The following is a 19,914-nucleotide window of genomic DNA, read 5'->3' on the forward strand; positions in this document are numbered from 1 at the left end:
GGATGGGGCAGGGGTAGCAGGGCAAGAGGATAACATTCAATTTCATTATATGGCGATCGGAATAACAAACATGGTATGTGGGGGCATGACCCTCGCCCATCGCCTGAAGCCAACCCATCTGGCCCTGATGCTACACATCGGGGAAACCGGGCAGCTGCAACGGGCCGCCGCGCTGTCGGCCATGTCGCAGCCCGCCGCCTCGCGCATCCTGTCCGAGGTCGAGGCACAGGCGGGTGGCCCCCTGTTTGACCGCCACCCCAAGGGCATGGTGCCGACCCCGCTGGGCGAGGTTCTGCTGCGCCACGCGAGCCTGATCCTTGAAGGGTTCGAGGCGATGGAGGCGGACCTGCGCCGGGCGGAAAACGGAGAGGCGGGCCATGTCCGCGTGGGCGCGGTGACCGGCCCTGCCGTCGGTGTTCTGATGCCCGCCGTGCAGGCCGTTCGTGCCGCCGCGTCGGGGATCGAGATGACGATCGAGGTCGCCCCGTCGGTCGAATTGATGCGCGGGCTGTCCGAAGGCCGGTTCGATTTCACCATCGGCCGCCTGCCGCCCGGATATGACGGGCGCGATTATCACCTGCACCCGGCACGGCGCGAGGAGGTGGCCCTGCTGGTCCGGCCCGAACATCCGTTGGCTGGTCAGCGCAGTCTGCCGCTTCGGGCGCTGCGGGGCGCGGATTGGGTCATGCAGGAACTGGGGTCGCCGATCCGGCAGGCGGTCGAGGCGGCCTTCATGGCGCGGGGGCTGGATGTGCCCGCGCGGATCACCAATTCCTCCTCCCTGCTGGTGGCGCTGACCCTGTTGGAGGCGACCGATGTGATCGCCCCCCAGACCGCCGAGGTGGTGCAACTGTTGTCAGCAGACCGGATCGGAGCGCGGCTGGTGACGCTGGACCTGACCGATCCGATCGCCGTGTCGCCCTGTTTCGTGATCCGGCCCCGGCATCGCAGGCTGTCGGCCGCGGCGGATCGTCTGTTGCGCGCGGTGTTCGAGGCGCTCTGATCCCTATGGCAATTGCCCGCATGTCGGGCATATGTTCGGGGGTGACTACTGGGAGACATGCCGTGACCTATCTGGGAATCGATCTGGGGACCTCGGGCCTGCGGGCGCTATTGGTGGAGGAGGACGGCACGACCCTTGGGTCCGCCGAACGGCCCTATGCCCAATCACATCCGCATCCCGGCTGGTCCGAGCAGGATCCGGCCCTGTGGGTCGCGGCGCTGGAAGGGGCCGTCGCCGACCTGCGCGCCAGCTGCCCCCGCTTTGCCGATCTGAAGGGGATCGGTGTTGCGGGCCATATGCATGGCGCGACCCTGCTGGACGGGGCGGGCGCGGTGCTGCGCCCCTGCATCCTGTGGAACGACACCCGCAGCCATGCCGAGGCGGCGCGGCTGGACGCGCTGCCGGGCGTGCGCATCCTGTCGGGCAATATCGTCTTTCCGGGCTTCACCGCGCCCAAACTGGAGTGGGTCCGCGCCCATGAACCGGCGGTTTTTGACCGGGTCGCAAAGGTGCTTTTGCCCGCCGCCTATCTGAATTTCTACCTGACCGGGGACACCGTTGCCGACATGTCCGACAGCGCCGGCACCTCCTGGCTGGATGTGGGCGCGCGGGACTGGTCGGATGTTCTGCTAGAGGCCGGGTATATGCGCCGCGACCAGATGCCAAGACTGGTGGAGGGGTCGGACCGGGCCGGAGAGTTGAAGCCCGACATCGCCGCCCGCTGGGGCCTGACCGCGCCGGTCACGGTTGCGGGCGGGGCGGGGGACAATGCGGCGGCGGCCTGCGGCATCGGCGCCCTGTCCGAGGGGCAGGGGTTCGTGTCGCTGGGTACCTCGGGCGTGCTCTTGGCCGCGCGGGACGGATATGCGCCCGCGCCGGACACCGCGTTGCACACCTTTTGCCACGCGGTGCCGGGGCGCTGGTACCAGATGGGGGTGATGCTGTCGGCCACCGACAGCCTGAACTGGCTGGCGCGGATCACCGGCGACAGTCCCGCCGGGCTGACCCGCGCGCTGGGCGATGACCTGCGCGCGCCGGGCGCGGTGCGGTTCCTGCCCTACCTGTCGGGCGAACGGACACCCCACAATGATGCGGCCATCCGGGGCAGTTTCACCGGGTTGGCCGGGGCAACCACGCGCGAGCATCTGACCCGCGCGGTCCTGGAGGGGGTGGCCTTTGGCCTGCGCGACAGTCTGGAGGCCCTGAAGGGCACCGGCGCCCGTCTGGACCGGGTCTTTGCCATCGGCGGCGGGGCGGCGTCGCGCCTGTGGGTGCGGATTATCGCAACGGTGCTGAACCTGCCGTTGCACCTGCCCGCCGGGGGCGAGTTCGGCGCGGCGCTGGGCGCGGCGCGGCTGGGTCAGTGTGCCGCGTCCGGGACCGCGCCCGAGGCCGCGATGACCGCGCCCGAGGTCGGCGAGACAATTGCGCCGGATGCCGGTCTGGTCGCCGCCTTCGACGATGGCTATGCCGCCTTCCGCGCCGCCTATCCCGCGATCCGGGCGGTGCAATAGCGGCGCTGCAACCCTATGGTCAGACGCCCGGCATAGGTGTATTGGGGCGCCATGACACAGGATCCGATCACCCGACTGACCATTCGCCGCCCCGATGACTGGCACCTGCACCTGCGCGACGGGGCAATGCTGGAAGGGGTGCTGTCCTATTCCGCGGCCCATTTCGGACGGGCGATCATCATGCCCAACCTTGTGCCGCCCGTGGTCACCGCCGAACAGGCCACCGCCTATCGCGACCGGATCATGGCGGCGCTGCCCGATGGCATGTCCTTCACCCCGCTGATGACCCTGTACCTGACCGAAGAGACTGACCCGGCGGATGTGGCCCGCGCCCATGCCGAAGGGATCGCCACGGCGGTGAAACTTTACCCGGCGGGGGCGACGACCAATTCCGCCTCGGGCGTGCGTGACTTTGACAAGGTCCGCCCGGTGCTGGAAACCATGGCCGAGATCGGGATGCCCCTGTGTGTGCATGGCGAGGTGACGGACCCGACCATCGACATCTTCGACCGCGAGGCGGTGTTCATCGACCGGGTGCTGAAACCGATCCGCAAGAAAACCCCGGACCTGCGCGTGGTGATGGAACATGTGACCACCCAGAACGCGGTGGATTACGTTCGCGACACCCACAAGAACCTTGCCGCGACGATCACCACCCATCACCTGATCATCAACCGCAACCATATCCTCGCCGGGGGGATCAAGCCGCATTACTACTGCCTGCCCGTGGCGAAACGCGAAACCCACCGGATTGCATTGGTCGAGGCCGCGACAAGCGGCGACAAGCGGTTCTTTCTTGGGACCGACAGCGCCCCGCATACGGACCCGGCCAAGTTGCAGGCCTGCGGCTGTGCGGGCTGCTTTACCGCGCCCAACACCCTGTCCTGTCTGGCCGAGGTGTTCGAGGCGGCGGGCAAGCTGAAACAGCTTGAAGCCTTCACCTCGCTCAACGGGCCGCGGTTCTATGGGCTGGCGCCGAACGAGGAGACGGTGAGTTTGGTCAAGGGCGATCCGGTCGATTATCCCGAACGGATCGACACCGGGGCCGGGCCGGTCACGGTCTTTGATCCCGGCTTTCCGCTGCACTGGCGGGTCGAGGTCTAAGACCGACGCCCCTAGCCGTCCGCGACCTTCTGCGCCTCTGTGAGCAAGGCGGCCATCACCGGCGTATGCGGTTCGCGGTAAGGGGCGATCAGCCCCACCGCGTGATGTTGCCGCCGCCCGGTCAGGGGCACCACCTGCAAGGGTTTTCCGACCGACAGAAATTCGGCCATCTTGGTGGGCAGGATCGTCATCCAGCGGCCCGTCGCCACATGGGCCACCAGAACCACGGTGGAATTGCTTTCGACGGTCGGTCCGGGCGTCACCCCGGCCTCTGCCAGATGCTGGTTGATGATCCGGCGGTTCTGCATGTCCGGGGTCAGAAGGCACAGGGGCTGGCCTTCCAGTTCGGCCCATTTAACCCCCTCGCGGCCCGCGAATTCCGATGTCTCGGCGCAGACCAGCGTATAATCCTCGCGGTAAAGCGGCACGCTGGTGACCCGGCCCAGCGGTTCGTTGTCCAGATAGGTGATGCCGCCGTCAATCTCGAGGTTGTCGAGCATCGACAGGATCTCGGCACTGGTTCGCGACAGGATGGTGAAATGGACGCCGGGGTGGCGCGCCTGAAAGGTCGCGGACAGCTCTGCCGCCTTGGTCAGCGCGGTGGGGATGGCGGCCAGCCGCAGGTCGCCCGACAGCCCCATTTTCACGGCGCGCATTTCCTGCCGCATGGTGCGCACGTCGCCCACGATCTGCCGCGCCCAGTCCAACACCCGCGCCCCTTCCGGCGTCAACCCGCCATAGCGCGACCCGCGCCAGACAAGCTGGACCCCGAGTTGCGATTCCAGCGCCTTGATCCCTGCCGACAGGGTCGGCTGGGTGATCCCAAGGCTTTCGGCGGCCTTGCCAAAGTGTTCCTCGCGCGCCAGCGCGATGAACATTTCCAGCTTGTCGATCATGCGCAGGCCACCTGCAGCAGGAACTCGTTCATCGGTTTCAGGTCACGGAAGGCCGACAGGATCGCGTCAGGCACCGGTCCAACCCCAAGGGGCCGGGTGGCGACGCAGGCCTTCATCCGCAACAGATCGGCCTGCGGGTGGTCGGCGGGGTAGGGCGGTGGCACCTTTTTCAGCGCGGGTTCGCGCAGGGTAAACCCGGCCTTGGCCAGACCGCCGAAGATGTCGGCGACCCGGTCGGCGTCCAGATCCACGAACTTGCGCCAGTTTTCCAGCACCGGCTTGTCAAAGGCCAGGATCCCACCGCCCGCGATCACGTAGTCGGGCGCAAGCCCGAAGAAATAAGCAGGGGTAGCGGGGGCCTGCGCGTCTTCGACCTGCCAAAGCATATGAAGATGCGGCTTATACGGGGTCTTGTCCTTGGAAAACCGCACGTCGCGATGGGGCCGGAACAGCTTGGGCCGGACCGGTGCGCCTGCGATGTTCGACAGCGGGCCGACCAGTTCTGTCAACAGCGCCTCTGCCGCCGGTTTCAGGATCGTGTCATACGTCTGCCGGTTCGCCTCCCACCATTCCTTGGTGTTGTTCTCGGTAAGGCGGGTATAAAACGCCCGGCCCGTGTCGATCATCAGGTCATAATCGGTCATTCCCGCCCTTTCCGGCGTCTGGCAGTTCCCCGCCGATCATGGCCAACCGCGCGACCGCTGTCCATTGAGGATTGGCGCGCTTGGCACTAGCTTGCCCATCATGAAACCACAGCTGATTGCCGCAACCCTTGCGCTTGCTACCCTTGCCGCGCCCCTGCGGGCGCATCCGCATGTCTTCATCGATACCTCGGTCACCGTTGTCTTCGATGACGCGGGTCGTGTCGCGGGGGTCCGGTTGGTCTGGCTTTACGATGATTTTTTCTCGCTTCTCCTGACCGAGGATATGGGCCTTGATCCCGATGGCGACATGGTCCTGACCGAGGCGGAATTGCAGGAACTGTCGGATTTTGTCCTGGACTGGCCCGAGGGGTTCGCCGGCGATCTGACGCTGGAGCATGGGGGCGTGGCGTTGCCGCTTGGGCCGCGGCAGGCGGCGCAGGTACGTCTTGTCGACGGGCGGATGGAGGAAAGCCATTACCGCCCGCTGCAAACCCCGGTTGCGGCCAGTGACGCGCCGCTGATCGTCGCCCCCTATGATCCCTACTACTACACCGCCCATATCGTGGACGAGGTGATCGGTCTGGAGGGCGGCGCGGGCTGTGCCGCCCGGTTGCACCCGGCCGATATCGCCGCCGCCCAGACACAGGCCGAACAGATCCTGTTTGGCCGGTCCATCGACCAGTTCGGCCCCGAGGAAAACCTGCCCGAGGTGGGCCATCTGTTCGCCGACCGGGTCGAGGTCACATGCGCGCCCTGACCGCGCTTCCCGCCGCGGCCCTTCTGGGGGTTGCGGTCTGGCTATGGGGCTTTGGCGGGGCTGACCGGGTCGCCTTCTGGGCGGCGTCCGGTCAGCGCGAGGCACAGGACGCCATGGCAGGCGCGCTGCGGGCGCTCAAGGCCGGCGATCTGGCGGCCGTCTGGGCACTGTGGGGGGTGGCCTTCGCCTATGGCGTGGTCCATGCGGCGGGGCCGGGTCATGGCAAGCTGGTGATCGGCGGGGTCGGCGTCGGCAGCCGGGTGCCGGTCGGGCGGTTGTCGCTTCTGGCCCTTGGCGGATCTCTGGCGCAGGCGGCCAGCGCGGTGGTGCTGGTCTATGCCGGTGTCCTGCTTCTGGGCTGGTCGCGGACCTATATGCAGGGGCTGGCCGACCGGGTCATGGCGCCGCTGTCCTATGGGTTGATCGGGCTGGTGGGACTGTGGCTGGTCTGGCGCGGGCTGCGGCACTGGCGGCGCGCGGGCGGCGTGGCGGACCACGCCCACCACGGCGAGGGGGAGACCTGCGACCACTGCGGCCATGCCCACGGCCCAAGCCTGCAACAGGCGCAGGACATGCGCAGCCTGTGGGACGCGCTGGCGGTCATCGGGACCATCGGCATCCGGCCCTGCACCGGCGCGCTGTTCCTGCTGATCCTGTGCTGGCGGATCGGCGCGGATTGGGCCGGGATCATAGGCGCCTTCGCCATGGGGCTGGGGACGGCGACAATCACCGTCGTGGTTGCCATCGCGGCGGTGGGGTTTCGCGAAAGCGCGCTGGCGCAGGTCGCGGCCAGCCGGGGCGCCGCGCGGGCCATGGCCGGGGCCGAGGTTCTGGCCGGGGCTGTTGTTGCTGTGCTTGCGCTGCAACTCGCGCTGCGCGTGATCTGACAGCCGGGGCACGACCCCTCTGGACCACGGCGCGGTCCCGTCCTAAGGCTTGGCGATGACCACGACAGCCACCTCTCTCCGGGCCGAGACCCGCAGCCTTCTGGGCCTTGGAATGCCTTTGGTGGGCAGTTTCGTCGCGGGGTTCCTGATCCATATGACCGATACGGTGATGCTGGGATGGTATTCCATCCTCAGCCTCGCGGCGGCGACCATTGCCACCTCGACCTGGTTCATCCTGTTCATCATGGGGGCAGGGTTTGCCCATGCGGTGATGCCGCTGGTCGCCGCGGCCGAGGCCGAGGGCGACACCACGCAGGCGCGGCGGGCCACCCGCATGGGGCTGTGGCTGTCGGTTGCCTATTTCGCCCTGGCCTTCCCGCCGCTCTGGTGGTCCGAAGCGGTCCTCTTGTGGCTGGGCCAGACGGCAGAGGTGGCGGCCGAAGGGCAAAGATACCTGCGTATCGCCGTTTTCGGCATGGTGCCCGCGCTTCTGGCGCAGGTGCTGCGGTCGTATCTGTCGGGGCTGCAACTGACCGGGGTGCAGCTGTGGGTCACCGTGTCGGGCGTGTTCCTGAACGCGGTAGTGAACTATGCGCTGATCTTCGGCAACCTTGGGGCGCCGGAACTGGGGATCGAAGGGGCGGCCATCGCCTCGGTCCTGATCCAGTGCTTCACCCTGATCGTGCTGGCCATCTATGCGCAGGTCAAACTTCCCGACTACGTCCTGTTTCAGCGGATCTGGCGGCCCGACTGGCAGGCGCTGTGGCGGCTGTTCGTGCTGGGAGTGCCGATCGGGCTGACCTCGCTGGCCGAAGGGGGGCTGTTCAACGCCTCGGCCATCATGATGGGCTGGATCGGGGAAAAGGAACTGGCGGCCCATGGCATCGCACTGCAGGTCACCGCGCTGACCTTCATGTTCCACGTGGGCATGAGCCAGGCCGCGACGATCCGTGCCGGCGGCGCCTTTGGCCGGCGGGACGAGGCGGCGTTGCGGACCGTGGGCAAGGCCGCCCATCTGATCGCTTTTGCCTTCGGGGTCGCGGTTGTGGTGATTTTCGTCGCCATCCCCGGGCCGCTGGCCGGGGCCTTCCTTGACCCGACCGACCCGGCCCGCGACGCGATCATCGAGATCGGGATCGTGCTGATCCTGCTGTCGGCGCTGTTCCAGTTCGTCGATTCCGGGCAGATCGTGGCCCTGTCGCTGTTGCGCGGGGTGCAGGACACCAATGTGCCCATGTGGCTGGCCACGCTCAGCTATTGGGTGATCGGCGTGCCCGCCTCTTACATCATGGCCTTCGTGCTGGGATGGGAGGAGGTGGGGCTCTGGCTTGGCCTGACGGTCGGGCTGGGCTGCGCGGCGATCAGCCTGTCGGCGCGGTTCTGGCTGCACACGGTGCGGATCGCCCGATAGGGGAAGGGTGGGTTGAAACCCACCTTACGGGACTTCTCCAATACAGGCGCACGCGCGCCGTGAGGGCGGGCGGGCGTGTGCCGGGCCGCTAGGCGTCCCGGCGGCTGTGACAAAAGCTGATTGTAAGGTGGGTTTTAACCCACCACCCCCCTAACCTTCGATCCGGGTCAGATCGGCGACTGACAGGCAGATCGTCCGGATCCGGGACAGAAGGTTCAGCCGGTTGCGCCGCACCACGGCGTTGTCGGCGTTCACCTGCACCGCCTCGAAGAAGGCGTCGATGGGCGCACGCAGCCCGGCCATGGCCCCCATGACGGCGCCGAAATCCTCGGCCTCCATCGCCGGGCCAATCGCGGCCTCTGCCCCGTCCAGCGCGGCAAACAGCGCGGTTTCCTCGGGCCCTTCGGCGAACTTTGCGTCGGCGCCAAAGGAATATTCCACCCCGTCCTTTTCCTCGGCCTGAGACAGGATGTTGTTGGCCCGCTTGAAGCCCTGGATCAGGTTCTCGCCATCCTCGGTCGCCATGAAGGCCGAGAGGGCCTGCGCGCGTTTGACCAGCAGGGTCAGGTCGTCATTGCCCTGCATGGCCACGCAGGCGTCGATCACGTCATGGCGGATGCCCTGGTCCTTGAGGAACACCTTCAGGCGGTCGTGGAAGAAGGCCAGAAGGTTTTCGGATGTGTCCGGAATCTCGGTCCGGGCCTGTTCGACTGCGTCGGGGGTGTCCCCGTCGAACCGGTCGATCACCGTGCGCACGGCGGCCCCGAAGACCCCATGATCGGCGATTTCGTCCAGCATCTCGTTCAGCAGCTGATGCGCGGTTTCGTCATGCCCATTCTGCCGTGCCCGCAGGCGCAGAAGTTGTCCGTCGAAATAGCGGTCCAGCGAGAGGCGCAGATCGTTTTCCAGCACCAGCCGGATCACCCCCAGCGCGGCGCGGCGCAGGGCGAAGGGGTCTTTCGACCCGGTGGGCTTTTCGTCGATGGCCCAGAACCCGGTCAGTGTGTCCAGCTTGTCGGCCAGCGCCACGGCGACGGCCACCGGGTCGGACGGCACATCGTCGCCTTGCCCCATCGGTTTCCAATGGTCGCGGGCGGCATTGGCCACATCCGTCGCCCGCCCGGCCTCGAGCGCGTAGTAGCGGCCCATGACCCCCTGAAGTTCGGGGAATTCGCCCACCATTTCGGACCGCAGATCGGCCTTGGCGATCATTGCGGCCTCTTCGGCCTTGTCCGCATCGGCGCCCACGGCGGGGGCAATGTCACGGGCAAGTGCCGCGATCCGGGCGACCCGGTCGGCCTGACTGCCCAGCTTGGCGTGGAAGGTCACATTGGCCAGACCGTCGGTCCAGTTGCCCATGCCTGCCTTGGCCACCCGCAGGTCATTTTCCCAGAAGAATTTCGCATCCGACAGCCGCGCCGACAGAACCTTCTGGTTGCCCGCAAGGATGGTCGCGCCCTTGTCGGCGGTCTCCATGTTGGCGACGGTGACGAAGCCTTCGATCCGGCCCGACTTGGGGTTGCGGACCGAAAAGAACTTCTGGTGTTCCTTCATCGAGGTTTGCAGCACCTCGGGCGGCAGCCCAAGGAAATCCACGCCGATTTCGCCCAGAAGGACCACGGGCCATTCGACCAGCCCCGCGACCTCGGCCAGAAGGCCCTTGTCTTCGACCACTTCCATGCCGCGTGCAAAGGCCATGTTGGTGGCGTCGTGCCAGATGTGGTCGGCCCGCTCCTCGGTGCGAAGGATCACATGGGCCTTCTTCAGCTTGGCCTCGTAATCGTCAAAGCCGCTGACGGTGATCGTGCCCTCGGACAGGAAGCGGTGGCCGCGGGTGGTATTCCCGGCGGTGATCCCGTCGATTTCAAACGGCACGACTTCGGCCCCGCCTTCGTCGGTCAGCAGGCAGATGATGGAATGCAGGGGGCGGACCCAGCGCAAAGACCCCGCGCCCCAGCGCATCGCCTTGGGCCAGGGGAAGTTGCGGATGGTGGGTTCCAGCACCTCGGCGATGATCTCGGCCGCTTTGCGTCCCGGTTTTTCGATCACGGCAAAGTAGGCCTCGGCCTTGCCCGCCGGGCGAATTTCCAGCTGTTCCTTCGACAGGCCGGTCGCGCGCAGGAAGCCCTCGATCGCCTTGTCGGGGGCGGTGGTGGCAGGGCCCTTGCGCTCTTCGCGGACGGGTTTCGATTCCGCGTCCAGCCCCTCGATCGACAGGCAAAGCCGGCGCGGCGTGGCAAAGCCGGCGGCGCCCTTGTAGGTCAGACCGGCCTCGACCAGCCCGTCGGTGACCAGCCGCCGCAGGTCATCGGCGGCGCGCGCCTGCATCCGGGCGGGGATTTCTTCCGAGAAGAGTTCAATCAGCAGATCAGGCATTAGCGCAGTCCTTCGGGGACAGGGGGGCACCCTTCGGGGGCCGGGTCGCCGTCAAAGACGACCTCTCCGCAGTGGTTTAGTTGGGGCCAGACATAGCCGCGCCCGTCAGGGAAGACAGCGACGACCCGGTCAAAGCCATAGGGTTCGTTTTCGCGGCTCAGGAACGCGACAGCCTCGCCGCTTTCAAGGGCCTCGCCGATGGCGCGGGCGTCGAAGCAGGAAAACCACGCGGGCGCGACCAGCGGTTCGGCGGTGTCGTAGATTTCGTAGGTTTCGGTCAGCATCGCCAGCGAATGGCCGGTGGTGAAACAGGCGCGGAACCGCAGGGGGCTGCTGTCGCTGTCGATGGCCTGAAAGTTGTCAAAGACGATCGGGTCGCGGGCATCGGTGCCCACAAGGGTCAGTTCGACCCCGCCCGCGTCTTCGGCCGACACGTCATCGTAGAAGGCGTAGACCTGCAGGTAATACATGGCAAGGCCAGCGATAAGCGCGCTCATGGCGATCCCCAGAATGGCAATACGGGTGCTGTTCATTGTGCCGCCCCGGCGGTGTAGCCGCCCGCTTCGGTCTGGACAAAGGCATCGGCGCACAGCTTGGCCAGCGCCCGGACCCGCCCGATATAGGCCTGCCGTTCAGTGACCGAGATCACCCCGCGCGCGTCCAGCAGGTTGAACAGGTGGGACGCCTTGATGCACTGGTCATAGGCCGGGTGGGCCATGACGATGCGCTTGCCGGTCTTGGGGTCGTCGGCGGGGGTGTCCAGAATGCGCTGGCACTCGGCCTCGGCGTCCTTGAAGTGCTGGAACAGCTGGTCGGTGTCGGCGGCGTCAAAGTTGTGACGGCTGTATTCTTCCTCGGTCTGGCGGAAGATGTCGCCATAGGTCAGGGCGATGGGCGCGTCCGGATCGTTGAACGGCATGTCCATCACGTGATCGACGCCCAGCACATACATCGCCAGACGTTCCAGCCCATAGGTCAGCTCGCCCGAGACCGGGTGGCAGTCGTGGCCGCCGACCTGCTGGAAATAGGTGAACTGGCTGACTTCCATCCCGTCGCACCAGACCTCCCAGCCAAGGCCCCATGCGCCCAGCGTCGGGCTTTCCCAGTCGTCTTCGACAAAGCGGATATCGTGCAGGGTCGCGTCGATCCCGATCGCCTGAAGCGACCCAAGGTAAAGGTCCTGAAGATCCGGCGGGCTGGGTTTGATGATGACCTGATACTGGTAGTAATGCTGCAACCGGTTCGGGTTTTCGCCATAGCGCCCGTCGGTCGGACGGCGCGAGGGCTGCACATAGGCCGCCGCCCAGGCCCGCAACCCGAGGCTGCGCAGGGTTGTGGCCGGGTGGAAGGTGCCCGCGCCGACCTCCATGTCATAGGGTTGCAAGACGGCGCATCCCTTGGCGGCCCAGTAGGACTGAAGCCGCAGGATGATTTCCTGGAACGAACGGGGTTTGTCGGACATGGGGCTTTGCTTCCTGCATCTGCTTGGCGCCTCAATAGGACGGGCGGCGGATGGGGTCAATCGGACGCGCCGCCGTGAAAATACGGGCAATTGCGGTTGCGGGGCAGATTCCTGCTGCACAGGCCGTCTGGTCTGCTAGTTTGTCCGGCGAACAACGCCCGGCACGGGGCGGAACAAGACATTCGGGAACGGGTATGATGCGGAAATTCGCGGTTTTCATTGTGACGGTTTTCTTCGGCGTGCAGGCCGTGGCTCAGGACATTGCCTGGGTCCAGGTCGAGGCCCAGCCGACCCTTGCGCAGGCACAGGACCGGGCGCGCGCCTATGCGCAGCGGCTGGACAATGTGAACGGCTACTATATCGGCTCTGGCTGGTACGGGATCGCGCTTGGGCCCTATGGGGCGGCGGATGCCGAACGGCTGCTGTCCGATCTGCGTCGGTCGGGCCAGATTCCCGCCGACAGTTTCATCGCCGATGGCCGCCGCTTCCAGCAACAATTCTGGCCGGTGGGCGTAGGCGCGGAAACCACCGCGCAGCCGCTGCCGTCCTCGGTGGCCGAACCCGCCGCGACGGACGAACCTGTCGTGCTGGCGGAGCCGGAGCCCGAAATTGCGATCCCGGACGAGACCCCGCGCGAAGCCCGCGCCTCGGAGGCGGCACTGACACGCGAGGAACGGATGGACCTGCAGGTCGCCCTGCAATGGGCGGGCTACTACAACAGCGCCATCGACGGGGCCTTCGGGCGCGGGACCCGCGCTTCGATGCAGGCCTGGCAGGAAGCCAACAACCACGAGCCGACCGGGATCCTGACCACCGGGCAGCGGGCCGAGCTGTTCGCGCAATACAACGCCGTTCTGGACGGGATGAACCTGACACTGACACGCGACGCGGCCGCCGGGATCGAACTCTTGGTGCCCGCCGGGGTCATGGGATTCAACGAATACGAACCGCCCTTCGCCAAATATGGGCCGACCGGCGATCTGCCGGCACAGTTGCTGCTGATCAGCCAGGAAGGCGACCAGAACCGGCTTTTCGGTCTTTATGAAATCCTGCAGACCCTGGAAATCATCCCGACCGAGGGGCCGCGGTCCCGCGATAGCGACAGTTTCACCATCGACGGGCAGAATGACAGCCTGCACAGCCACGCGCAGGCCAGTCTGCGGGACGGGCAGATCAAGGGGTTCATCCTTGTCTGGCCCGCCGGAGACGAGGAACGGCGCAGCCGGGTTCTTGCCGAAATGATCGGCAGTTTTGCGGGTATCGACGGGGTGCTTGACCCCGCCATCGCCCCGGCGGACGACGATCAGGCGATCGACCTTGTGTCGGGGCTGCAAGTGCGGCAGCCGCGCCTGTCGCGCTCCGGGTTCTATATCACCGGCGACGGGGCGGTTCTGACCACGGCCGAGGCCGTGGGGCAGTGCGAGAGCCTGACCATCGACGAAACCCACGAGGCCGAAGTGGCGCATGTGGACGCGGCGCTTGGCATCGCGGTGCTGCGGACGCGGGACGATCTGGCGCCGATGGGCGTGGCCGAGTTTCAGACCGCCATTCCCCGGCTTCAGGATCAGGTGGCGGTGGGGGGCTTCCCCTATGGCGGCGTGCTGTCGCTGCCGACCCTGACCTTTGGCAAGCTGGCCGATATCCGGGGCCTGAACGGGGAAGAAGAATTGCAGCGGCTGGCCCTGACCGCACAGCCCGGCGATGCGGGCGGCCCGGTCTTCGACAATGGCGGCGCAGTGCTGGGGATGCTTCTGCCCAAGGCAGAGATGAACGGCCAGATGCTGCCGCCCGAGGTGAGCTTTACGCTCGACAGCGACACCATCGTCGCCGCGCTTGAAGCTGCCGGGGTCGAGGTGCAGACCACCGATAGCCTGGCCTATATGCCGCCCGAAACCCTGACCCTGCGGGCCGCCGACATGACGGTTCTGGTCAGCTGTTGGTAGGGCAGGGTAGCTGCTGGGTAGCGCGACCTGAACTGCAGATGGTGGGTTGAAACCCACCTTACCCGGGGGCGCTTCGCCCCCCGGACCCCCAGAGGATATTTCTAACCCAAAGAAGAAGGGACGCTGAGTCCAGTCCCCTTCTTTGGGTTGCAAATATCCCGGGGTGAATGGCCCGGAACGGGCCAGAGGGGCAGAGCCCCTGAAACGTAAGGTCGGACTTAACCCACCATCCCTAGTTCGACGCAGTGCGCGTCGGTTGCCGGTAGAACAGGTGCGACCCGATCGCGGCGGTCTGGGGGAAACTGCGCGCCCAACGCGGGCTGACCGCGCGTGTGTGATAATGCGTTGCCCCGCTGGTCAGGTCGCGCGGCGCCCCGTCCAGAAGCAACCGGGCCACTTTGCCCACCCGCACCCATGCGGCGGGTTCATGGATCGTTTCGGCATTTCCGTCGCAGGTATAGGTGAACTGGCAGGCGTAGCGCCGCCCGGTTCCCTGATGCACGACGCCACAGACCGATCCGGGGAAGCTGGAGCTTTCGACCCGGTTCAGGATCACTTCGCCCACGGCGAACATGCCGCGGACGCTTTCGCCGCGGGCTTCGAAATACAGGGCCTCTGCAAGGCATTGCCACTGGTCGCCGCCGCTCGCCGCCGGGACCGAGGCAAGATAGCCCTCGTCATAGGCAAAGCCGCTGGGTGCGACGACAGTGTCGGCGGCATCGGCGCGGGGCGGTGCGGTCAGTGCGGACAATCGTGCCGAGGGCACGATCCCGATGGATTGCCGCTCCTGTCCAAGAAGCTCGCCCAGCCGGGTCGCCAGAAGCTCTTCCGCCGCCACAGGCGCCGCAAGAAGCCCAGTTCCAAGCACGGCAATCATCGCCGTGCGGAGTGTCCGAAGTCCGCGTTGAAGGGTCATCCGCCCATCCCAGGTTCCACGCGGACAGCCCCCGCGCAGGCAGAGGTTCCGTAAACGACCGGGTCCTATCCGTCTACCCTTTTAGGTCTGCACCCAAGACATTCCCGGCATGTGTCATCCGGGACATTCAATATGCTGCGGAGATCCTTGAAAAACCTACGAAATGTTGAGTTCCAACCGATCTGCAATTGCCAGTTGTGCGGCGGAAAGCCGCGCAAGGGGCACCCGGAAGGGCGAGCAGGAGACATAGTCGAATCCCTGTTTTCGGCAGAAGTCGATGGCCGACCGGCTGCCGCCATGTTCGCCGCAGACCGACAGGATCACCTCCGGACGGCCGGCCCGGCCCCGTTCGGCGGCCATCGACAAAAGCTCTCCGACCCCGTCGATATCAAGGGTGTGGAACGGGTCTTCCTCGTAGACATGCGCCTTGACATAGGCCGACATGAAGCGCCCCGCGTCGTCGCGCGACAGCCCGTAGGTCATCTGGGTCAGGTCGTTCGTCCCGAAGGACAGAAACGCCGCGTGTTCGGCGATATCGGCGGCCCGCAGGCAGGCGCGCGGCGTTTCCACCATCACCCCCAGCCGGTAGTCGAACTCGGCCCCGGTTTCGGCCTTGACCGCCGCCGCAACCGCATCGATCCGAGTCTTGACGATCTCGACCTCGCGCATGGCGCTGACCAGCGGGATCATGATTTCCGGGACGACAGGGGCGCCACTGGCGCTGGCCTCCACCGTGGCCTCAAAGATCGCGCGGGCCTGCATGTCGTAGATCTCGGGATAGGTCAGGCCCAGCCGGACCCCCCGCATCCCCAGCATGGGGTTATATTCCGAAAGCGCCTCGACCCGCGCGTTCACATCGGCCAGCGCAAGGCCCAGTTGTTCGGCCAGATCGCGCATCCCTGCCTTGTCGACGGGCAGGAATTCGTGCAGCGGCGGATCGAACAGGCGGATGCAGACCGGCTTGCCCTGCATGATCTCGAACAGGGCGGCGAAATCGGCCCGCTGCATCGGCAGCAGCCGGTCCAGTACCGCGCGCCGCTCGGTCTGGCTGTCGGCAAAGATCATCTCGCGCATGACGACCAGTCGGTCGCCTTCAAAGAACATGTGCTCGGTCCGGCACAGGCCGATCCCCTGCGCCTTGAAGTTGCGGGCGGTCTGGGCGTCGGCCGGGGTGTCGGCGTTGGCGCGGACCCCGATATCGCGGAACTCGTCCGCCCAGGCCAGAAGGGCGCGGAACTCTTCATCCAGTGCCGCCTCGATCATCGGCGCCTCGCCGGCCAGGATATCGCCGCTGGTGCCGTCGACGGTGATCACGTCGCCTTCGGCAAAGCTGCGGCCGTCGGGGGCGATCAGGCGTTTCTTCTTGCGGTCGATGGTCAGGTCCGAGGCCCCCACCACGCAGGGCAGGCCAAGGCCCCGGCCGATCACCGCCGCGTGGCTGGTGATGCCGCCGCGCATGGTCAGGACCGCCTGTGCGGCATGCATCCCGCGGATATCCTCGGGCGAGGTTTCCCAGCGGACCAGAACACAGGGTTCGGACCGGGCCGCGCTGGCCTGCGCGTCATTGGCGGTAAAGACGATCCGGCCCGAGGCCGCGCCGGGGCTGGCGGCGATACCGCTGGTGATCCGGTCGCGCGGGGCAGTGGGGTCCACCTGCCGGTGCAGCATTTCGGACAGGGCCGCGGGGTCGACCCGCATCACCGCCTCTTCGCGGGCGATGATCCCGTCATCAGCAAGGGCCACGGCCACCCGGACCGCCGCCCGGGACGACCGGGGCACGCGGACGGCATCAAGGATCGCGATCTTGCCGTCCTCGATGGTGAATTCGATCTGCATTTCCTCCCGAAGGCGGGTGCGGCAGATCTCGCCAAAGCGGGTCAGGGCCTCGAAGACCTCGGGCTGGGTTTCCTCGACCGACGGGCCGCGCGGGTCGCGGGTCAGGAACATGGCCCCGGTCCCGGCGCCCAAGGCCTCGCGCCCCTGACTTTGGGCAAGATACCGGCCCTTGATCCGTTGGCCGCCTGTCGCCTCGTCGATGAACTGGATCACGCCAGAGCCGCATTCGCCCGGACCCACCCCCAGCGCCATGGCCTGCACGACAAGGCCAAGCCCGGCGTTGGCGGGGGCGCCCTTGGCCTGCCGCAACAGCCGGGCGGACGTCCCGTCCCAGGCCCGCGCCATCGAGCGTAGCACCTCGGCCAGTTGGCAGGCCGGGTCCTGCGGGAAGGCCTCGTCCATCTCGTATTCATAGGCATCCAGCGCCACGCGCAGATTGGCGCCGGTGGGATGTTCGGGGATGTCGAACACCTCGGGGTCCAGACGCGCCACGTGGACTGCGTAGGACTGGATGAACCGCAGGTAGATGGCGGTCGCCTCTGCCTCGCCCATGCGGGCGCACATTTCGGCATGGCGGGCATCGGTCATGCCGATGTTCAGGATTGCGCCGGGCCCGCCCCAATCGGGGTCTTCGCTTGACGGGCGGACGGACAAAAGCGGGTCTGGCCCGAAGGGGGCAAGCACCTGTTTCAGGTCGGGCATCTGGCCCTGCGCGATCCCGCGCACCGCGTCGAAGGACAGGGCGACGGTGGTGGGCACCGGCATCTCCAGCCGGATCAGCCGCTGCAGGCATTTCGCGCGCCCCCCGTGCACCGAAGGCGACATCGGCGCATCCACGGTGATCAGGGTAACGGGCGGGTAAATGGTGTCTTGCTGCAATGCGGCATCCTCCGGCTAGGCGCACCATAGCCCGCAAGCGATTCGCGGCAAGAAAAGAATTGCAGGGAAGGGGGATGGTGGGTTGAAACCCACCTTACGCTAGTGGGGCACTGCTCATCTGGCGCCACCCGGCGATTTCCGCCGGACTATTCGGGGTAAAATGAGAGTCCATTCTTCTTTGGGTTCTAAATATCCTCTGGGGGTCCGGGGGGCGAAGCGCCCCCGGGTAAGGTGGGTTTCAACCCACCATCCCCCGACCTGCGCCGGTTTTCCGCCGCTGCCTGCCGCCTTGGGGCGCTTGTTCCGTCCGTCCCCGGATAGTATGCCCGGACAAGAACAACGACGGACCCGGACCCGATGACTGACGATATCCGCATGGCCTTTGCCCATCCCGCCGAGCGGGCAGAGGCAAGCGCCACCCAGCCTTGCGACCGCATTTCGCTGCGTGACTACGTGGTCGAGGTGGAAATCGGCGCCTTCGAGCAGGAGCGCGGCCATCTTCAGCGCGTCCGTTTCAACATCGTGGTCGAGGTCGCGCCGCAACAGGCTGCCGCCGAGGACGATGTGGACCGCATCCTGTCCTATGATGTGCTGACCGAGGCCATCGCCCATGAACTGGGCGTGGAGCGGATTAACCTGCTGGAAACCCTTGCCGCCCGCGTTGCCGAACGGATCCTACTGGAGCCACTTGCGCAGCGTGTCTTTGTCCGGATCGAGAAATTGGACCGGGGGCCGTTTTCGCTGGGGGTCGAGATCGTCCGGGCGCAGGGCGAAGAGGCCCGCGCGGGACAGGACCACGTGCAGGTGCCGCATCCGCGCCTTGTCTACCTGTCGAACGCGGCCATCGGGTCGGACCGCATTGGTGCCTGGATCGACGAATTGTCGGCCGACAGTGCGCCGCTGATCTTTTGCGTGGGCGCCCCCGACCTGCCCGCGCCGCAGGCCGCCGCCGCCCTGCCACAGCGCCGGATCGACCTTCTGGCGCTGGAACAGAATGCCTGGATGCTGGCCGGGCGCGACCGCCGCTGCATGGTGGTGGCCACCCGAACCGAACTGGACTGGGCGATGAAAAACGGCCAGATCTGCGTCTGGGCCCCATCCAAGATCGTGCTGGATGCGGTCGACGGCCCATCGGCCAGCCCGCGCGATGCGCTGGCCCTGATGGGCTGGTTCGCCGGGCAGGTGGAGGCGGCGGAACTGCTGGTGATCGGGGCCGAGGCCCCGGACAGCGACATGCCGGTGCGGGCGCTGCCCCTTGATGCGGAGACGCTGCTGTGACCAAGGAGTATTTTCGCCCGATCCCGATGACCGACCCGCATCGCCCCGAGGGCGCGCTGACCCTTGCCGGCGGCTGGTGCTGGTTCGACCGGGTGGAAGTGCTGCGCCGGGACCGCGCGCCCGAGCTGATCGCCGCCGCCGATCTGCCTGACATGGTGAAGGCCCGGCTGACCGCCCCACGTGCCAGTGTCGGAACCCTGTCCATGGACCGCCCCCGGATCATGGGCATCCTGAATGTCACCCCGGACAGTTTCTCGGACGGGGGGCTGTTCAACGCGCCCGAGGCGGCGCTGGCGCAGGCCCGCGCGATGCAGGCGGCAGGTGCCGACATCATCGACGTGGGCGGCGAAAGCACCCGGCCCGGCGCCCGCGAGATCGGGGTAGAGGAAGAGATCAGCCGCACCGCCCCGGTGATCGGGTCGATCCGGGCGGGCAGCGATATCCCGATTTCCATCGACACCCGCAAATCCATGGTCGCCCGCGCCGCCATCGGCGCCGGGGCCAGCATGGTCAATGATGTCGCTGCCTTTACCTTTGATCCGGCGCTGGCGGGGATCACCGCAGACAGCGGGCTGCCGGTTTGCCTGATGCATGCGCAGGGCGATCCGCAGACCATGCAGCAAGACCCGCGCTATGACGATGTCGTGCTGGACGTCTACGATTTTCTTGAAGACCGGATCGCGGCGGCCGAGGCGGCTGGGATCGACCGCGCCCGGATCGTCACCGACCCCGGCATCGGCTTTGGCAAGACTTTGCAACATAACGTGACGCTTCTGCGCCATCTTTCCCTCTATCATGCGCTTGGCTGCCCGATACTTCTGGGCGCCAGCCGCAAGCGGTTCATCGGCACCATCGCGGGCGTGGACGACGCGCGCGACCGGATGCCCGGATCGCTTGCCGTGGCGCTGGCCGGGGTGGCCCATGGCGTGCAGATCCTGCGCGTCCATGATACCGGGGAAACAAGACAGGCGCTGAGCCTGCACATGGCATTGAGTGGGGCGTAGACGA

The 19,914-nt window shown here is 66.6% G+C and carries 16 protein-coding genes; 9 read left to right on the plus strand and 7 right to left on the minus strand.

What is annotated here, in order from left to right; all coding sequences use genetic code 11:
• Positions 1-85 precede the first annotated feature (85 nt).
• The 3 genes from EU803_RS02655 to pyrC all read left to right on the plus strand — a co-directional run bounded on the left by EU803_RS02655 (position 86) and on the right by pyrC (position 3,621).
• Positions 86-1,003 (plus strand): LysR family transcriptional regulator, encoded by a 918-nt coding sequence (locus EU803_RS02655; protein ID WP_129679481.1) that lies wholly within the window; start codon positions 86-88, stop codon positions 1,001-1,003.
• Positions 1,004-1,065: 62 nt separating this feature from the next.
• The gene (gene xylB, locus EU803_RS02660) at positions 1,066-2,517 is read left to right on the plus strand and encodes a xylulokinase (protein WP_207209150.1); all 1,452 of its coding nucleotides are present in this window, start codon (positions 1,066-1,068) and stop codon (positions 2,515-2,517) included.
• Between the two features lie 51 nt (positions 2,518-2,568).
• Positions 2,569-3,621, plus strand: a complete 1,053-nt coding sequence (pyrC, locus tag EU803_RS02665; protein WP_207209151.1) for a dihydroorotase — start codon at positions 2,569-2,571, stop codon at positions 3,619-3,621.
• Between the two features lie 11 nt (positions 3,622-3,632).
• Here the strand turns inward: pyrC and EU803_RS02670 are convergent, their stop codons facing one another.
• On the minus strand, positions 3,633-4,517 hold the full coding sequence (locus EU803_RS02670) for a LysR family transcriptional regulator (RefSeq protein ID WP_129679485.1): 885 nt from the start codon (positions 4,515-4,517) through the stop codon (positions 3,633-3,635).
• The gene (locus EU803_RS02675; protein WP_129679487.1) at positions 4,514-5,161 is read right to left on the minus strand and encodes a DUF2461 domain-containing protein; all 648 of its coding nucleotides are present in this window, start codon (positions 5,159-5,161) and stop codon (positions 4,514-4,516) included. The genes EU803_RS02670 and EU803_RS02675 overlap by 4 nt, the downstream gene beginning before the upstream one ends.
• 100 nt (positions 5,162-5,261) lie before the next feature.
• Between EU803_RS02675 and EU803_RS02680 the strand changes: the two genes are divergently transcribed.
• Genes EU803_RS02680 through EU803_RS02690 form a run of 3 tightly spaced genes read left to right on the plus strand, consistent with a single transcriptional unit; the run spans position 5,262 to position 8,216 of the window.
• On the plus strand, positions 5,262-5,918 hold the full coding sequence (locus tag EU803_RS02680) for a DUF1007 family protein (RefSeq protein ID WP_129679489.1): 657 nt from the start codon (positions 5,262-5,264) through the stop codon (positions 5,916-5,918).
• Positions 5,906-6,805, plus strand: coding sequence for a hypothetical protein (locus EU803_RS02685; RefSeq protein WP_129679491.1), 900 nt, complete (start codon positions 5,906-5,908; stop codon positions 6,803-6,805). The genes EU803_RS02680 and EU803_RS02685 overlap by 13 nt, the downstream gene beginning before the upstream one ends.
• 55 nt (positions 6,806-6,860) lie before the next feature.
• Positions 6,861-8,216, plus strand: a complete 1,356-nt coding sequence (locus EU803_RS02690) for an MATE family efflux transporter (RefSeq protein WP_129679493.1) — start codon at positions 6,861-6,863, stop codon at positions 8,214-8,216.
• A 150-nt stretch (positions 8,217-8,366) separates the two neighbouring features.
• Here EU803_RS02690 and glyS read toward each other — a convergent pair whose 3' ends face one another.
• The 3 genes from glyS to EU803_RS02705 are packed head-to-tail and all read right to left on the minus strand — an operon-like array spanning position 8,367 to position 12,054.
• On the minus strand, positions 8,367-10,592 hold the full coding sequence (glyS, locus tag EU803_RS02695) for a glycine--tRNA ligase subunit beta (RefSeq protein WP_129679494.1): 2,226 nt from the start codon (positions 10,590-10,592) through the stop codon (positions 8,367-8,369).
• The gene (locus EU803_RS02700) at positions 10,592-11,125 is read right to left on the minus strand and encodes a DUF6446 family protein (RefSeq protein WP_129679496.1); all 534 of its coding nucleotides are present in this window, start codon (positions 11,123-11,125) and stop codon (positions 10,592-10,594) included. Before EU803_RS02700 ends, glyS begins: the two co-directional genes overlap by 1 nt.
• Complete coding sequence (locus EU803_RS02705; protein WP_129679498.1) at positions 11,122-12,054, minus strand: glycine--tRNA ligase subunit alpha; 933 nt, start codon at positions 12,052-12,054, stop codon at positions 11,122-11,124. Before EU803_RS02705 ends, EU803_RS02700 begins: the two co-directional genes overlap by 4 nt.
• Before the next feature lie 197 nt (positions 12,055-12,251).
• Between EU803_RS02705 and EU803_RS02710 the strand changes: the two genes are divergently transcribed.
• The gene (locus EU803_RS02710; RefSeq protein WP_347400075.1) at positions 12,252-13,997 is read left to right on the plus strand and encodes a trypsin-like peptidase domain-containing protein; all 1,746 of its coding nucleotides are present in this window, start codon (positions 12,252-12,254) and stop codon (positions 13,995-13,997) included.
• A gap of 232 nt (positions 13,998-14,229) precedes the next feature.
• On the opposite strand, the gene EU803_RS02715 is transcribed toward EU803_RS02710, so the two are convergent.
• Positions 14,230-14,874, minus strand: a complete 645-nt coding sequence (locus EU803_RS02715) for a cell wall hydrolase (protein ID WP_242494277.1) — start codon at positions 14,872-14,874, stop codon at positions 14,230-14,232.
• Between the two features lie 195 nt (positions 14,875-15,069).
• The gene (locus EU803_RS02720; RefSeq protein ID WP_242494256.1) at positions 15,070-17,628 is read right to left on the minus strand and encodes a putative PEP-binding protein; all 2,559 of its coding nucleotides are present in this window, start codon (positions 17,626-17,628) and stop codon (positions 15,070-15,072) included.
• A gap of 357 nt (positions 17,629-17,985) precedes the next feature.
• Here EU803_RS02720 and EU803_RS02725 point away from each other — a divergent pair, with 357 nt between their 5' ends.
• Complete coding sequence (locus EU803_RS02725) at positions 17,986-18,906, plus strand: dihydroneopterin aldolase (protein ID WP_129679504.1); 921 nt, start codon at positions 17,986-17,988, stop codon at positions 18,904-18,906.
• 26 nt (positions 18,907-18,932) lie between these two features.
• A complete protein-coding gene (gene folP, locus EU803_RS02730; RefSeq protein ID WP_129680150.1) occupies positions 18,933-19,910 on the plus strand; it encodes a dihydropteroate synthase in 978 nt (325 codons plus the stop codon).
• Positions 19,911-19,914: the final 4 nt, after the last annotated feature.

The organism is Loktanella sp. IMCC34160 (genome assembly GCF_004145845.1).
Classification (GTDB): Bacteria; Pseudomonadota; Alphaproteobacteria; order Rhodobacterales; family Rhodobacteraceae; genus SELP01.

Bases quoted from the DNA above. Each gene is read 5' to 3' on its own strand.
- EU803_RS02655 (WP_129679481.1), top strand. From the start codon at position 86: ATGACCCTCGCCCATCGCCTGAAGCCAACCCATCTGGCCCTGATGCTA.
- pyrC (WP_207209151.1), top strand. From the start codon at position 2,569: ATGACACAGGATCCGATCACCCGACTGACCATTCGCCGCCCCGATGAC.
- EU803_RS02670 (WP_129679485.1), bottom strand. From the start codon at position 4,517: ATGATCGACAAGCTGGAAATGTTCATCGCGCTGGCGCGCGAGGAACAC.
- EU803_RS02675 (WP_129679487.1), bottom strand. From the start codon at position 5,161: ATGACCGATTATGACCTGATGATCGACACGGGCCGGGCGTTTTATACC.
- EU803_RS02680 (WP_129679489.1), top strand. From the start codon at position 5,262: ATGAAACCACAGCTGATTGCCGCAACCCTTGCGCTTGCTACCCTTGCC.
- EU803_RS02685 (WP_129679491.1), top strand. From the start codon at position 5,906: ATGCGCGCCCTGACCGCGCTTCCCGCCGCGGCCCTTCTGGGGGTTGCG.
- EU803_RS02690 (WP_129679493.1), top strand. From the start codon at position 6,861: ATGACCACGACAGCCACCTCTCTCCGGGCCGAGACCCGCAGCCTTCTG.
- glyS (WP_129679494.1), bottom strand. From the start codon at position 10,592: ATGCCTGATCTGCTGATTGAACTCTTCTCGGAAGAAATCCCCGCCCGG.
- EU803_RS02700 (WP_129679496.1), bottom strand. From the start codon at position 11,125: ATGAACAGCACCCGTATTGCCATTCTGGGGATCGCCATGAGCGCGCTT.
- EU803_RS02705 (WP_129679498.1), bottom strand. From the start codon at position 12,054: ATGTCCGACAAACCCCGTTCGTTCCAGGAAATCATCCTGCGGCTTCAG.
- EU803_RS02710 (WP_347400075.1), top strand. From the start codon at position 12,252: ATGCGGAAATTCGCGGTTTTCATTGTGACGGTTTTCTTCGGCGTGCAG.
- EU803_RS02715 (WP_242494277.1), bottom strand. From the start codon at position 14,874: ATGATTGCCGTGCTTGGAACTGGGCTTCTTGCGGCGCCTGTGGCGGCG.
- EU803_RS02725 (WP_129679504.1), top strand. From the start codon at position 17,986: ATGACTGACGATATCCGCATGGCCTTTGCCCATCCCGCCGAGCGGGCA.
- folP (WP_129680150.1), top strand. From the start codon at position 18,933: ATGACCGACCCGCATCGCCCCGAGGGCGCGCTGACCCTTGCCGGCGGC.